General features: G+C 38.5%; 23 protein-coding genes, 1 tRNA gene and 1 pseudogene. All 25 read left to right on the plus strand.

The features are described from left to right. Nucleotides 1-9: 9 nt before the first annotated feature. A pseudogene (gene dnaB / locus I2E70_RS00780) lies at nt 10-1,335 on the plus strand (replicative DNA helicase). Between the two features lie 3 nt (nt 1,336-1,338). Next, entirely contained in the window at nt 1,339-2,094 is a 756-nt protein-coding gene (locus I2E70_RS00785) for a conserved phage C-terminal domain-containing protein (protein ID WP_195422956.1), read from the plus strand. Continuing rightward, nucleotides 2,094-2,879, plus strand: coding sequence for an ATP-binding protein (locus I2E70_RS00790; RefSeq protein ID WP_195422958.1), 786 nt, complete (start codon nt 2,094-2,096; stop codon nt 2,877-2,879). Before I2E70_RS00785 ends, I2E70_RS00790 begins: the two co-directional genes overlap by 1 nt. A 3-nt stretch (nt 2,880-2,882) precedes the next feature. Then, entirely contained in the window at nt 2,883-3,377 is a 495-nt protein-coding gene (locus I2E70_RS00795) for a MazG-like family protein (RefSeq protein WP_049483872.1), read from the plus strand. Beyond that, complete coding sequence (locus I2E70_RS00800) at nt 3,374-3,646, plus strand: DUF3310 domain-containing protein (protein ID WP_229060232.1); 273 nt, start codon at nt 3,374-3,376, stop codon at nt 3,644-3,646. The genes I2E70_RS00795 and I2E70_RS00800 overlap by 4 nt, the downstream gene beginning before the upstream one ends. A gap of 4 nt (nt 3,647-3,650) precedes the next feature. Beyond that, entirely contained in the window at nt 3,651-4,052 is a 402-nt protein-coding gene (locus tag I2E70_RS00805) for a helix-turn-helix domain-containing protein (RefSeq protein WP_195422961.1), read from the plus strand. Continuing rightward, on the plus strand, nt 4,042-4,326 hold the full coding sequence (locus I2E70_RS00810; RefSeq protein WP_195422963.1) for a hypothetical protein: 285 nt from the start codon (nt 4,042-4,044) through the stop codon (nt 4,324-4,326). The genes I2E70_RS00805 and I2E70_RS00810 overlap by 11 nt, the downstream gene beginning before the upstream one ends. Before the next feature lie 2 nt (nt 4,327-4,328). After that, the gene (gene ssb, locus I2E70_RS00815) at nt 4,329-4,739 is read left to right on the plus strand and encodes a single-stranded DNA-binding protein (RefSeq protein ID WP_195422964.1); all 411 of its coding nucleotides are present in this window, start codon (nt 4,329-4,331) and stop codon (nt 4,737-4,739) included. Nucleotides 4,740-4,764: 25 nt separating this feature from the next. Next, nucleotides 4,765-5,457, plus strand: coding sequence for a DUF1642 domain-containing protein (locus I2E70_RS00820; RefSeq protein ID WP_195422967.1), 693 nt, complete (start codon nt 4,765-4,767; stop codon nt 5,455-5,457). Further along, nucleotides 5,454-5,834 (plus strand): hypothetical protein, encoded by a 381-nt coding sequence (locus I2E70_RS00825; protein ID WP_195422969.1) that lies wholly within the window; start codon nt 5,454-5,456, stop codon nt 5,832-5,834. Before I2E70_RS00820 ends, I2E70_RS00825 begins: the two co-directional genes overlap by 4 nt. A gap of 138 nt (nt 5,835-5,972) precedes the next feature. Then, nucleotides 5,973-6,254, plus strand: a complete 282-nt coding sequence (locus I2E70_RS00830) for a hypothetical protein (RefSeq protein WP_195422971.1) — start codon at nt 5,973-5,975, stop codon at nt 6,252-6,254. A gap of 102 nt (nt 6,255-6,356) precedes the next feature. Further along, nucleotides 6,357-6,530, plus strand: coding sequence for a hypothetical protein (locus I2E70_RS00835; RefSeq protein WP_155167822.1), 174 nt, complete (start codon nt 6,357-6,359; stop codon nt 6,528-6,530). After that, a complete protein-coding gene (locus tag I2E70_RS00840) occupies nt 6,527-6,931 on the plus strand; it encodes a transcriptional regulator (protein WP_070594929.1) in 405 nt (134 codons plus the stop codon). Before I2E70_RS00835 ends, I2E70_RS00840 begins: the two co-directional genes overlap by 4 nt. Nucleotides 6,932-7,030: 99 nt before the next feature. Next, nucleotides 7,031-7,103: transfer RNA gene (locus tag I2E70_RS00845), tRNA-Lys, on the plus strand. A 42-nt stretch (nt 7,104-7,145) separates the two neighbouring features. Continuing rightward, entirely contained in the window at nt 7,146-7,688 is a 543-nt protein-coding gene (locus I2E70_RS00850; RefSeq protein ID WP_049483908.1) for a site-specific integrase, read from the plus strand. Nucleotides 7,689-7,827: 139 nt separating this feature from the next. Next, complete coding sequence (locus I2E70_RS00855; protein WP_195422973.1) at nt 7,828-8,136, plus strand: hypothetical protein; 309 nt, start codon at nt 7,828-7,830, stop codon at nt 8,134-8,136. Continuing rightward, a complete protein-coding gene (locus tag I2E70_RS00860) occupies nt 8,133-8,621 on the plus strand; it encodes a DUF1642 domain-containing protein (protein ID WP_195422975.1) in 489 nt (162 codons plus the stop codon). Before I2E70_RS00855 ends, I2E70_RS00860 begins: the two co-directional genes overlap by 4 nt. Next, on the plus strand, nt 8,618-8,812 hold the full coding sequence (locus I2E70_RS00865; RefSeq protein WP_049522668.1) for a hypothetical protein: 195 nt from the start codon (nt 8,618-8,620) through the stop codon (nt 8,810-8,812). The genes I2E70_RS00860 and I2E70_RS00865 overlap by 4 nt, the downstream gene beginning before the upstream one ends. Beyond that, the gene (locus tag I2E70_RS00870; protein WP_195422977.1) at nt 8,812-9,099 is read left to right on the plus strand and encodes a 3-dehydroquinate synthase; all 288 of its coding nucleotides are present in this window, start codon (nt 8,812-8,814) and stop codon (nt 9,097-9,099) included. Before I2E70_RS00865 ends, I2E70_RS00870 begins: the two co-directional genes overlap by 1 nt. 121 nt (nt 9,100-9,220) lie before the next feature. Further along, entirely contained in the window at nt 9,221-9,553 is a 333-nt protein-coding gene (locus I2E70_RS00875; protein WP_195422979.1) for an HNH endonuclease, read from the plus strand. A gap of 171 nt (nt 9,554-9,724) precedes the next feature. Next, a complete protein-coding gene (locus tag I2E70_RS00880; RefSeq protein WP_195422981.1) occupies nt 9,725-10,117 on the plus strand; it encodes a P27 family phage terminase small subunit in 393 nt (130 codons plus the stop codon). Then, entirely contained in the window at nt 10,110-11,840 is a 1,731-nt protein-coding gene (locus I2E70_RS00885) for a terminase large subunit (protein WP_195422983.1), read from the plus strand. Before I2E70_RS00880 ends, I2E70_RS00885 begins: the two co-directional genes overlap by 8 nt. A gap of 20 nt (nt 11,841-11,860) precedes the next feature. Beyond that, complete coding sequence (locus I2E70_RS00890) at nt 11,861-13,063, plus strand: phage portal protein (protein ID WP_195422985.1); 1,203 nt, start codon at nt 11,861-11,863, stop codon at nt 13,061-13,063. Further along, nucleotides 13,050-13,628: an HK97 family phage prohead protease gene (locus I2E70_RS00895; RefSeq protein WP_195422987.1), complete on the plus strand. Its 579-nt coding sequence runs from the start codon at nt 13,050-13,052 to the stop codon at nt 13,626-13,628. Before I2E70_RS00890 ends, I2E70_RS00895 begins: the two co-directional genes overlap by 14 nt. After that, nucleotides 13,625-14,797, plus strand: coding sequence for a phage major capsid protein (locus tag I2E70_RS00900; protein ID WP_195422989.1), 1,173 nt, complete (start codon nt 13,625-13,627; stop codon nt 14,795-14,797). The genes I2E70_RS00895 and I2E70_RS00900 overlap by 4 nt, the downstream gene beginning before the upstream one ends. Nucleotides 14,798-14,799: the final 2 nt, after the last annotated feature.

A 14,799-nucleotide genomic window follows, 5' to 3' on the forward strand; every position in this document is an offset into this window, starting at 1 on the left:
AGCTATTAAATGGCAGAAAATATGAATGTACTGCCTCATGATCTATTAGCTGAACAAGCTGTGTTAGGTTCCATCTTCCTTGATCCTGATAAGATTCACATTGCTTCCGAATATTTGACAAAGGATAGTTTCTTCAAGTTATCTCATGGGATGCTCTTCAACATCATGCAGGATCTATCAGACAAAGGAGATCCAATTGATCCCGTATCTGTCAAATCTGCCCTTGATTCTATTGGACAGTTTGAACAAGTCGGAGGGATGGCATTTCTTGCAAGTCTGATCAATGCAGTCCCTACAAGCGCCCACATCGAACACTATTCAAAAGTAGTTGCTGAAAAGTCAAGAGCCAGAAAAGTCATTGAAGATCTGAGCCAGAGCATTTCAAGCGTTTATGATGGCCAGAAAGACTTGAATGAGATTCTTTCTCAAACTGAGCAGAATTTGTCAACAATCTCAAATGAGCAGAAAAAAGGATTCAGGCCCATCATTGATGTGATTGATTCAACACAGTCTATTCTAGATGAACGATCTCAGAAGGTTGGTGATGTGACAGGGACTTCAACAGGCTTCACTGATTTTGACCAAATCACAACAGGCCTTCATGAAGATAACTTGATCATTATCGCTGCAAGGCCTGCAATGGGTAAGACAGCATTTGCTCTGAATATCGCTCAGAACGTGGCTAAGAATTCAGATAAAGCAGTAGCAATCTTTTCACTGGAAATGGGAGCAGAAAGCTTGGTTGAGCGTATGCTCTCAGCAGAAGGCTTGATTCCATCGTATCATGTCAGAACAGGAAATCTCTCTGAGAGCGAATGGCGCTGAATGATTTCAGCACAGGAACGACTAGCAAGAGGGAAGATTTTCATTGATGATACAGCAGGAATCAGGATTTCAGAAATTAGATCAAAGGCCAAACGATTAGCACAAGAAAATGACGGTCTAGGATTGATTGTGATTGACTATCTTCAATTGATTGAAGGAAGAGGAAGAGAAAACAGACAACAGGAAGTCTCTGAAATTTCAAGACAATTGAAGATCATAGCCAAAGAATTGAAAGTCCCTGTAATCGCCCTCAGTCAGTTATCTCGTGGGGTAGACCAGCGCAATGATAAAAGACCTATACTGTCAGATTTGAGGGAGTCTGGATCAATTGAGCAGGACGCTGATATAGTAGCTTTTCTTTACAGAGAAGCCTATTACAAGCGTGATGAACAGGAAGAGCCAGACAATGTGACAGAACTCATTCTTGAGAAGAACAGGCATGGAAGCCTTGGGACTGTCCAGCTATACTTCCATAAAGAATACGCAAAATTTGCAAACAAGGAGGCCTGATGAATGGTAACTGAAAACCGTAGATATTACTGGTTACAACTAAAAGATGACTTCTTCAATTCCAAGGAAATGAAGTTGATGAGGAAGCTTCCCGGTGGAGAAGAGATCACAATCATCTATTTGAAGATGATGCTTGCAAGTCTTGCTGAACAAGGGAAATTGTATTTTGAAGGATTAGCTGAAGATCTAGCTGAAGAATTATCACTCATCATTGATGAAGATCCTGAAGCAATCAGATTGACATTGATGTTCTTGACTAAGAAGAAACTGTTGACAACATCAGACAATTACCAGTTCAATCTTGAACAAGTTCCTGAGATGGTAGGCAGTGAAACAGCAAGCACCCGTAGATCTCGTAAGCATCGAGAGACACAAAAACTGTTGCAATGCAACACCACTGCAACAAAAGGCAACGGAGATATAGATATAGATATAGATATAGATAAGGGGCAGAAGCCCCAATCAGATGTCTATGAAGAAATTATCAAATATCTAAATGAGAAAACTGGTTCACATTTCAAACCAACTAGCAAGTCAACTCAAAGACTAATCAATGGAAGATTAAGTGAGAACTACACAATTGAAGACTTCAAATATGTGATTGATGTAAAGACAAATGAGTGGAAGAACAACACAAAGATGTCTAAATACTTAACACCAGACACACTCTTCAATGCTAGTAAATTTGAAAAATACCGTAATCAGCAAATGCCTAAACAGCCAAATGTTCAAAAGCAAGATGAAAGGTTGGGATTCTAATGAGTGAAGAAATTACATCTTGTGAAAAACATGGCTGTCAGGTCCAGCATGTAAAAGTGAAGATCAGTGGATCAGAACAGATCATTGAGATCTGTCCTGAATGTGAAAAAGAAGAAATCCTGAAGATGGAATCTCTCTTGAGGCAGGAAGCGAAAATCAAAGCCCTCTTGTCTCACACTTACAAAGTATTTGAAAGAGAGAGCATCTATTCTCAAGAGTTGAGTGATAAAACATTAGAGAATTATACAGCAGATAATCCAACTAATGAACAAGCTCTCAACTTCATGAAACGGATGTTGAGGGATTATATGAAATTTGAAACAGGGAATGTGATCCTAAGTGGACCGCCTGGCATTGGAAAGAGCCATCTCTCTATTGGGTTAGCAAAAGCATTGAATGAGCAATCAAAAGAATGCGAGAATCCAAAAAGTGTGATCTTCATCTCAACATCAGCTCTCTTCAATAAGATTGAAGAAAGCTTCAATGGTCGAGGAGATTTCACAGAGAACTACGCTGTGGACCTACTCAGCAAAGTTGACTTCCTCTTCTTGGATGATTTAGGTAAAGAAAGTAGCATGAGCGCCAATCTCAAAGAAGCGAATGACTGGAGACAGCGAGTGCTGTTTAAAATCTTGGACAATCGTCAAACAACATTCTTCAACACTAACCTGTCAAGTAATGACATCAAGAAAATTTACAATCAAGCACTTGCTGACCGAATCTTCAAGGGAGCAAGCAAACACATTTTTAAATTTCCTGAAACAATGGAAAGTCGGAGGTATTAACGAATGGAAAACAATAAACTGAAGGATTTAATTTCAAAAGTTCAAAAATGGTTTTATGACCGTAACCTACACACTCAAGAACCCAATAAGCAATTTCTGAAGCTCTATGAAGAAATTGGGGAGCTATCGAGAGGAATTGCTGAAAAGGATGAAGAAGTGACCAAAGACAGTATTGGAGACATCACTGTTGTATTGATTGGCTTGACTCTTCAACTTGGAATCAACACAAAAGAAATCTTCCCAGAACAAGAGAAATTCATTTTCTCAGAAGCTGCAAAAACAGAAGATTATTTTGTATTGATGATGGATCAGGCTCTGGCATCTTATTTCAACCGTCAAGGCTACCAACTTAAAAGCGTAGTACATGAATTGATGCGAATTTCTCAAATGCTGAACTATGATTTTGTGGAGTGCTTAAATAAAGCCTATGAAGAAATCAAGGACCGCAAAGGAAAATTGGTTGATGGCATCTGGATTAAGGAGGAACGATTGAAATGAAAGAACGGTCATTTGAACAAATTTTAGAAGAGATGAATGATTCAGTGAATAAGCCAAATCACTATTGCGGTGAATATGGTCTGGAATCCATTGATGTCATCCGGAACTTTGCAGGAAATCTGAAAGGGGTTCAGGGATTCTATTGGGGGAATGCTATCAAGTATCTATGTAGATTCCAGAAGAAGAACGGGCTTGAAGATTTGGATCAGGCTAAGAAATATCTTGAATGGCTCATTGAGGATTTGAAAAATAGTCATGAACAGGAGTGACAGCATGAGAGATTACACAAGAAATCAGATGGATCACTTTCGTCAACAATTGCAATTATTGATTTTAGTAAAAGGACTAACACGGAAAGAGCTGTCAAGAAAACTGAATAGACATCAAAACACAATTCAGCAATGGATCACTAAAGATAATATAAATCCAGCTCAAGTTCAAGAATTATGCAAATTCTTCAACATTGACGAGAAGGCACTGATGGGAGATCCAGAAGAATTGACAGATTATAGATTTTTCGATCAAGGAAAATACATCTGTACTGCTCCACTCAAAGAACTAAGCAAGATCACTGGCAAAGATGTGTCAATTCTCAAGTATTATATACACTTGAACGAACAAGGAAGAGAAGCTGGCCAGTATAGAATAGAAAGGGTAATTGAAGATGAAAAGTAAAATCAATTGGCTGATCATCAATTTGATCTCATTGGCAGTTATTTCACTAGTCATTGCTATCAATCTCAATTCTAGATTAGTAGATCAAGAAAATAAGATCAAAGATATGGAATGGACTATTCAGGAGCATGAATTGAGCATTCAAAGAATGGCAGAACACAACACTGCACAAGATGTCATCTTGAATAAATTGAACCAAGAATATCAAATGCAGGAACGCAAGAAAGCAGAAGCGCTCAAGGAAGCTGCTGAAATGAATAATGTAGGAGGATAATAATGATTAACAATGTGACTCTTATTGGTCGATTGACCAGAGATGCAGAACTACGCTATACACCTAGCAACATTGCAACTGCTCAATTCAATATTGCATGCAATCGCAACTTCAAAAACGCAAATGATGAATATGATGCAGATTTTATCAATTGTGTGATGTGGAGAGAACAAGCAGAACGCTTCTGCAATTGGACAAGAAAAGGAATGCTTGTGGCAATCACTGGACGAATCCAAACAAGAAATTATGAAAATCAGCAAGGACAACGTGTATATGTGACTGAAGTTGTCGCAGAAACTTTCCAAGTTTTGGAGAAGCGTGATAATACCGCAAATCAAAATAGCATGACTGACCAGATGCCACCAAGCTTTGCAAGCCCAATGGACATTACAGATGACAAATTACCATTCTAAGGGTTTTTAAAAAAGGAGAAAAAACATGGATGATAGTACTAGAGTTGTATTGTACGGAACATATGACGGGTTCGTTCGTTCAACAGTTGAATCGCTACAAATCGCTGTAAGGCTTGATGGTGGCGAAAGGGTAGAAATACCGAGTGAGTGTGCTATAAGTGCAGATAAAATTGTCAAGAAGGATGAAATAAAACTGAAAGATGTTATCAAACGAATTAAATACTTTGATCTTGTCACTCAAGCAGTATGGGTCAATGGAATTTTAAATGAGCTGGGAAGCGGTTTTGGGTTGCATAAATATTATGAAGGATATAAGCAAGGCAAGCTAGAAGGTTTAATTGAACGTGAAAAAGTCACGATCACACAAGGCATAGCAGATTATATTGAATATGCCAAAGAAAACGATTGGGATTTGCAAGATGCTATGGATTCAGATTTTATAGCAAGCGAAGAAGATAGGAAGCTTTCTGATTGGTTTTATAAAGACAATAATATGGAAACATTCGCCCTTGCTTGGATCAATGGCTACATAGTCAAGGAAGAACCAAAGTATACAGTTAAGATCAAAGCTACTAAACAGTATTTAAGTAATGATGAAATAGGGCCTCATTTTGATCCAAGTTTTAGATCTAATTTTACAAAATCTGATCTTGAAAAATTAGATTTAGATTGGGTGTTCGATTGCGAAGGTATGGAAGTTGAGAAGGTGGGAAAATGAACAATGAGGTATATGAAGAACTGGAAAAACTTATGAGATTATTTCCTGATTCATTTATAAATAGACAACTGGAACTAATTCTTATCCCAAAAACTAACACCTACTTTTCTTTAAAAAACTGTTTTACAAAGAAAGATATCATCTCAAAGGTGTTGATGTGGTGTACTAGGGATATAGCTAAAGCCAGACCATATCAGCAACAAAAAAGGAATATTGCATTTTATGTAGACAATCGTATGCGTTTGGAAAAATATTTAGGTGCGGACATCAATGTAGACGTAGTTTATCATTGTCTAGGAAATGGGATTAACAAAGAATTGACACACAAGTTTATTGATAGTGGATTTAACATGGAAATCCTATATTTAGAAGTTTAGGAGGTAATAGAGTGAGACCAAACCGATACCCTTACACAAAGAATCAATGGGAAAAAGAAATAACACTGGTATATTTTGGCGTTAACACTAGTTTAAAATTGAGAGCAGAAAGAAATAGAATTACAAAGGAGACAAGACATGTCATTAAATAAAGCGAGAAAACGACTTATTAGAAAGTACCGTAAAATGTATAACAGCCGTCCGATAGGACTGAAATTCAGTACAGATGGCGGTAAGACATTCATTGGAATAGGAAACATTATTGAAGAATGTATTCCAGATGCTAGAAACATTAACTCTGGGAATGTTAACGCAAGCAAGTTGTCAACTGGTGAAATTGGCTTTAGAAATTTTGAGATAACTCTTAAATCAGATACCACAAAGGAAGAATTCAACAGATTGAAAGGTGTCTTGTGGTAGTAAGATGGACCTACAAAACTTTATCTATTTATTATTTGCAGCAGTCTGGCTCTCTGGCCTGATCTGGTCTAGCGTGATAGTTTTTAAAAACAGGAGAAAGAAATGAAGATGTATGTTGTGAGAAAGTATCACGGTCATGCGAGTTGGATTGATCCTAAGCATTTAGCTGAATACACTGAAGCTGAATTTGAAACAAGACATGAAGCACTTGCTCACTGTGAGAAATTAAAAGGCAAAGGGATAGTAGAAATCTATCAAAGAGAGGTTACTGAATGAAAAAATTAAACAACCGAGAATTATTTAACCTAGATCAAGAATTATTCAATTTTCGTGGAATTGACCGGGCGATCTGGACACGCAAAGCAGAATTGATGGCAAAGAACGGTGATGATCTTGTTGGGGGTGGTAAGTCTGGTATCAGCAAGCCCACAGAAAACACAGTGATGAAATTCGCTACTGATGTGACCCTGAAGAATCTTGAGCTGTTCAAAGAGACTGTTGAATCTTTCAAGAAGCAACTGACAGGAGAACAGCTTGACATCTTCTACCTAAGATGGGGGCAAGCAAATCTTGATTGGGAAGAAATCGCAGAAAAGCAATTTGTCAGCAATGCTACAATTTACCGCAAGCGTGCTGGTATCTTGGAAACGTATGCCAGAATGAAAGGTGTACTATAAATTGAGAATATAAGATATTGTATTCTCACACAAAAAAAAATACTATAATCTTGTTCATGATAATCACATCATGGATGAGAGGGTCTCCTAATAGTGGTTAGGGAGTTAGCTCAAATGGTAGAGCGATTGACTTTTAATCAATTGGTTGCAGGTTTGATTCCTGCACTCCCAATTCCTTATAAAAATCAATTTTAATATAGAAAGGGGGAACCGTATGGAAGAGGTCTCACCCATTAAAGACACAGATGACATCCAAGCGATGAAAGACTATCTGAGAGAATGGAATGAAATGTATTACATGCTATTTATCACTGGTCTCAATACAGGCTTGCGTGTTGGTGATATCCTCACACTCAAAGTCAAAGATGTTCAGGGATGGCACATCAAACTACGAGAAAGAAAGACTGGCAAGCAGATTTCCCGTAGAATGACGAAAGAGCTGAAACGAGAAATGAGGAAGTATGTTGAAGGGAAGCCATTCCATCATTTCTTATTCAAGAGCAGGCAAGGAGGTAACAAGGCCATCACTCGTGAACGAGCCTATCAGATCATTCATGAGGCCGCTGAAGAATTAGGCATTGACAACGTGGGAACGCACACGATGCGCAAAACATTTGGATACAAATATTACAATAAAACAAAGGATGTAGGCACACTACAGAAGATGTTCAACCATTCGTCTCCAGCCATAACGCTGAGATATATTGGAATTGAACAAGCTGAACTAGATGATGCCTTGAGAAACTTTGTTATTTAATTTTTATATTTTTGACATTAACATAATGAGTTAAGCATAAGCTAGAAAAAGAGAAGCGAATGAAAGCCATATTCTAAAAGGATTTCGGAAACAAGGCGAGCTTAACAAAATATAAGATATGTGAAAGTGAGGGTAAAAAATGGCTACTGCAAAAAGAATATCAGATATAACTGTAGATATAACTGTGGCACTTTATGAATGGAATAAATTGACAACCAGAGATATCTACGAAGACGACAAAGAAATATTTGGGGATGGATTTGATTATGTTTGGGAAGGCAAGACTCCAGAAATAGACGAGGAAGTTCTTGTATATAATCCAAAGACCCAAGAGATAACCACTGATATCTGGATTGATTTCGGGAACGGTGTTGGATTTGAAAACACTTATGAAGATACAGTATTTTGGATGAGTTATCCAAAACCACCAAAGGAGATGGAAGAATGAATAAACAAGAGTTGATTGAGAGTATTTCTCATTTACCTTCAGATTGTAGCAGACCAAGACCTATGATTGATAAATTAACAGCGTTGGAATTGATTAAGTTGCTAGACGAACCGCAGAAAGTAACAGTACCGCAGTTTGTGGCTGATTATATTAAATATGCCATAGAGAATGATTGGGATTTTCAAGATTTATTTAAGCGTATAGAAGACGAAGAAGATGAAGAACTTCTGAGATGGGTTTATCACGAACGTAATCAAGAAATGCTTGCTGCCGCTTGGATCAATGGCTACACAGTTGAGAAAGAAAAACAGTATATAGTGAAGATGAGTGCAACAAAACAACCGCTATTTTATAATAATATGTACGAGAAAATATTCTTTTCTTTAGGAGATTTAGCTACTCGATTTACACGCAAACAACTTGAAGGACTTGGATTGGATTGGGTCTTTGATTGTGAAGGAATTGAAATTGAGGAGGTAGAATGATGACTCAAAATAAAATCATCTTTCATTTAACGAATGATAAGACTGCTGAGTCTTGTGGTGCGGAACAATCAGAGATTGAACGGTTAGTCAGTCAATTTAATAATGGGCATCTAATGCGTATTGGTAAGCTCTACATTAACCCTAGAGAATTAGTAGCATTCATCATCGAAGAAGACAAGGAAGTAGAGTGATGCGGTATTTTAAAATTTTATGTATTTTAGTTTTTGGAATATTACTAACATCATGTCATAAGCTTTCAAGCGGAATCATTACTGATAAACATATAGAGGAACCAACAATGATATTGATACCAATTTCAACTGGCAAGACAACAATATTAGTTCCAAAGAAAACTGAAAGAAAATATGTTGTGACCGTTAAAGGCAAATCAGGAAACAAAACCATCGAGGAGGATTTCAAGGTGAATAAAAAAGATTTTGAACATTTTAAGATCGGGGATAATTTTAAGATGGATTGAAAGATGAGAAAATAAACTCTTGTTTTCTCACATAAAATAAAATATTATGATAGCATAGCTTTCAAGTACGAGAGGGACAGCCAATCAGTTTGGTCTGTCCTTTTTGTGTGAGGAGGATTAGATGTATAACAAAATTGTCAGACCTTCTTTGAAGACAAAGAAGTGGGAGAAGTTCCGGGATAAGATTCTAAGAAAACATAATTATCTTTGTCAGGAAAGTTTGAGATACGGAATATCAGAACCGGCTGAAATGGTTCATCATATTTTTCCAGTGTCCGAATATCCTGAACTAGAATTCCAAGAATGGAATTGTTTACCTCTCACTAACAAGCGACACAACACTTTTCATGATAGAACCAATGATAAAGTTATTGGTCAAGGAATTTTTTGGCAAAAGAAACGAAAAAGGGAATTTTTGAATTTTTACAAAAATCGAAAAAATGAAATTTTGTAAAAATCGAATTTTTCAATTTTTCAATTTTTGATTTTTTCGATTATCCCCCCCATCGAAAAAAAAATTTTTTCGAGCTTCTGGGAACCGGTGAAGGGAACTTTTTCCAAGTCGGGACCGCTCAGACAAAAAGGGGATAAAAACTAAAGGGATTTCAGGAAGGAGGCCTAGTTTTTGGCAAAACCAGTCACAGCTAAATCAATCAAGTCAAAAGTCATCAAACAGATGAAAGAGCTTGGGACTTATCGCAAAGAATTTGACATGATCATTGACATCTTTTCAGGAATGCTATTTCAGTATCAGAAACTTGCTCAGGACTATGCTGATATGGGCTATCCTGTCACAGATGTCTATGTGAATAAGGCAGGAGCTGAAAATGAGCGCAAGGTCCCTATTCTCACAGCGATGGAAATTCTAAGAAAAGATATACTCAGCTATTCCAATCAACTGATGATGAATCCTAAGTCATTAGGTGAAGTGGTAGAGCAAGACAATGGATCAGTTCTCACAGAGGTTCTGAAATTCAAGGATGAGATCAAGAAGAAACGGGTGAAGTCTGATGGGTAACGTGGAGAAAGCTAAAAAATACGCTCAACACGTTCTATACCATCAGGAAGAGCATTGTGAAGAGAACATTTTGGCAGCATCACGCTTCCTGAGAGATTTGGATAATCCAGAATTTGAGATGGATGAAGAGATGGTTGATTTTGTCGTTCATTTCATTGAACACACAATTGTCCATCAACAGGGTGATGATATGTTTGCGGTCTCTATCCGTAATAAGCCATTACTTTTGCAACCCTGGCAACATTTTGTTGTCGTGAATCTCTTTGGCTTCTACATCAAAGGAACGAATGAGAGACGCTTCAAGGAAGCCTTGATCATGCTTGCCAGAAAGAATGGCAAGACTTCCTTCACTGCTGCAATCGCTCTGGCTTATCAGATTCTTGATACAGATAGCGGTTCAAAATGCTATATTGTAGCCAATTCTGTCAAGCAAGCCTTGGAAGCCTTTGGATTTTTGAGGTTCAATGTTGAGCGATGGAATGACAAGAACATTCGCATTAAGGACAACAACCAAGAACACTCCATCACTGCCAATTTTGGCGAGGAGGGTTCATTCTTTATCCAAGCACTGGCCAATGATGAAAGCAGGCTTGACTCTCTCAATGGAAATGTCATCATCCTAGATGAAGCACACACCATGAGAAATTCCAAGAAATACGGTCTTATGAAGAAAACAATGTCAGCATACCGGAACAGTATGCTTTTTGTTATCTCCACAGCCGGGGACATTCCAACAGGATTCCTTGCTAACCGTCTGAAATATTGTCAAAAGGTGTTGAAAGAGCTGGTCAAAGATGATTCATTCTTCATCTTCATCTGTAAGGCCAATCAGGCAACAGATGGCGATGTGGGAGACTACTTGGATGAGAATGTGCTGAAGATGGCTAATCCCTCATGGGGTGTGACTGTCTCACTCAAGGCCCTCAAGGAAGAAGCAGAACAGGCCTTGAATGATCCACAGACCAGAAATGAGTTCTTCAATAAGACATTGAATGTCTTCACTAACTCAATGAACGCTTATTTCAATCCAGATGAGTTCATTGCTAGTGATGACTGCTATGACTGGACAATTGAGGAGCTTGCAAAGCTTCCTATTCGCTGGTATGGAGGGGCTGACCTTTCAAGACTGCATGACTTGACTGCTGCTGCCCTTTATGGGGTATACAATGACGGTGAAAAAGATGTTGATATTTGTATCACACACGCTTTCTTTCCTCGTGTCAACGCTCAGAAGAAAGCCAATGACGATGGCATCCCACTATTTGGGTGGCAATCGGATGGCTGGCTGACCATGAGCAACACTCCAACTGTTCTCTACGACGACATTGTTAAATGGTTCATAGAGATGCGACAGAAAGGCTTCAAAATTGCCGCTGTCGGTATGGATAGGAAATTTGGTAGAGAGTTCATGCTCAAAATGAAGCAAGCTAAATTCAAAATGATTGACCAGCCTCAGCTATTCTATTTGAAATCAGAGGGATTCAGAAGAATTGAATTAAAAGTGAAAAATAAAGAATTTTACTATGTACATTCGGGCGCTTATGAATACTGTGTCAGCAATGTCAGAGCTATTGAGAAAGTAGATGATGCTGTCCAGTATGAGAAATTGGACGGGGATGGCGGTACAGCAAGAATAGACATGTTTGATGCGAGTGTATTCGCTTGTATTCAGGCACTTGCTAACCTTGGTAAAAATAAGAATGTGATGGCTTACTTTGATTAGATAGAAAGGAGGTGAGAAATATGGGAATCTTTGACAAATTATTCAAGCGTGGAAAGTCTCAGACGATGTTCACAAGCTTTGGGAATTCAGATCTGGGCATCATGTATGACGGTGATGGCTACATTCCACTGGCAAGAAATCCAGATGTGATCATGGCTGTCAATAAAATTGCTGACATGGTTTCAAACATGACAATACAGCTAATGGAAAACACAGAATCCGGTGATGTACGCATCAAGGACGGGTTAGCCCGTAAGATTGACATCAACCCTTGTGATCACATGACAAGAAAATCATGGATCTTCAAGATTGTCAGAGACTTGCTTTTGTTTGGTGATGGAAATTCTGTCCTACATGTGGAATATGATCCAATGACTGACTATATCAGCAATCTCAGACCATTCCCAATGTCGGAAGTGTCATTCAAGAGTAATGATCTAACATACATGATCCATTTCAGAGACACTGATTTTAATCCAGATGAAGTGGTTCACTTTGCCATCAATCCTGATCCAGACCGGCCTTACATTGGGACCGGTTTTAGATTGGCTTTGAAAGACATTGTCCGAAATTTGAACATGGCCACACAGACCAAGAAGGGCTTCATGAACGGAAAGAACGTTCCAAGCCTTATCATCAAGGTGGATTCATCAAGTGAGGAACTTGGAACAGTGGAAGGTCGTGAGAAAATTGCTAAGAAATATCTGACCACAAGCCAGTCTGGTGAACCTTGGATTGTCCCTGATGCTTTGATGGAAGTGGAACAAGTGAAGCCATTAAGTTTGAATGACATAGCTTTGAATGAGTCAGTAGAAATTGATAAGAAGACAGTAGCTGGAATGTTAGGTGTTCCGGCTTTTGTGTTAGGTGTGGGAGATTTTAACAAAGAAGAATACAACAACTTTGTGAATACCACCATCATGAGCATCGCAACAACGATCACTCAGACGCTCACAAGAGACCTACTGACTTCAACCACACGCTACTTCAAATTCAATCCACGTTCACTGTATTCTTACGACATTACAGAGCTTTCAACTGTTGCTCAACAAATGACCAACAGTGCCGCAATGCGTAGAAATGAGTGGAGAGATTGGGTTGGTATGACTCCAGATCCTGAAATGGATGAAATCATTGTTCTTGAAAACTATCTGCCACAAGGCGAGTTAGGCAATCAGAGCAAACTAAACAAGGAAGGAGGAAATGCCAGTGAAGAAACGTAATTCATACATTGCTACTCAATTCGAGACACGAGAAGAACAAGAATCTGGTGACTTGATCCTGAGTGGCTACTTCATCCGGTTCGATGAAGAAACTGAGCTGTGGCCAGGCTATTTTGAAGTGATCAAACGTGCAGGAGTGGAAGAAGCCATCAAGAATGCTGACATCCGTGCATTATTCAATCATGACCATAACCTAGTTTTAGGGCGCACAGGAAACAGCACAGTGAGTCTCAAAGTTGATGACAAAGGCCTATACGGTGACATTATCATCAACAGAAATGATCCAGACGCTATGGGAGCTTATGCCCGTGTACAGCGTGGGGATATTGTTGGATGCAGTTTTGGATTTATGCCTATCAAAGTAGATACCATTGAGCGTGAAGATGGTTCTTATCTTGATACCGTGCTAGAGCTTGAAATCTTTGAGGTCAGCCCTTGCACATTCCCGGCTTATCCACAGACTGAAATTGCTGCACGCAAGAAAGACTTTGAATGTCTGAAACGTGCTAACAGTAAAGCGTTAAATGAACGAAAAATGAAAATTAAGGAGAAATACAATCTATGAATAAAGCATTGATTTATGGCGCACGCATGCGTGCAAAAGCAAGCAAGGTTGTTGAATTGGAAGAAGCAATCACAGAATTGAATGAACGTTCTGCAATCGAAGCAGAAAAATTGGACCGTGCTGAAACTGAAGAAGAAGTTTCAACGGTTGAAAAGAGCCTTGAAGACATCCAAAAAGAATTGGAAGAAAAGCAAGCAGAAAAAGCAAAACTTGAAGAAGAAATTGAAGAACTTCAAAAACAAGTTGATGAACAAAATCGGAAAGCCCCAACTTATCCAGACGGGGAACAACGTGGAGGAAAGAAATTGGAACAACGTGACGCAATTGCTAAATTCATTCGTACTGGTCAAACTCGTGACATCGTAGGTCTTAAAACAACAGACTCTGGAAGCGCTGCTTTGATCCCAACTGAAGTGTTAAAACCTCACTTCCTTGAAAAGACACGCAATCCACTCTTGGATCTTGTCCAACGTGTTCAAGTAAATAGTGGTTCTGGTAAATATCCAGTTATCAAGAAGACAGATGGGAAAATGGCTTCTACTGATGAATTGAAAGCAAATCCTGAACTTGGAAAACCAAAGATCAGTGAAATTGATTACTCAATCAAGACTTACCGTGGATACATTCCTGTGTCTCAAGAAATGATTGATGATGCAGACTACGACATCATGTCTATTGTAGAAGATGAAGTAGTCAATCAAGGTGAAAATACTGAGCTTTCATTGATTACTGCTGTACTAAAAACAGCTACTCAAGCAGATGCTGCTGGATTAGATGGCATCAAAGACATCTACAACAAGAAATTAAAACCAATCTACAAAGCAAGTATTGTTGTAACTCAATCAATGTTTGCAGCGCTTGACAAGGTCAAGGATAAAAATGGGAAATATATGCTTCAACCAGATGTTACATCACCTACAGGATATTCATTTGGTGGCAAAAAGATTTATCCAGTGGATGACACTCTGTTTGGCAATGAAGGTGATATGAAGTTCTTCATTGGAGATGTTGCTGAATTCGTTAAATTGTTTGACCGTCTTCAAGTATCAGTTAAATGGATTAACAATGACATCTATGGTCAATTGCTTGGACTCTTCCTACGTCTTGATGTCAAGCAAGTAGATGAATCTGCTGGTTTCTTTGGCACATACACTGATGTTGTAGCGTAAGG

This window comes from Streptococcus parasanguinis (assembly GCF_015556095.1).
Taxonomy (GTDB): domain Bacteria; phylum Bacillota; class Bacilli; order Lactobacillales; family Streptococcaceae; genus Streptococcus; species Streptococcus parasanguinis_Q.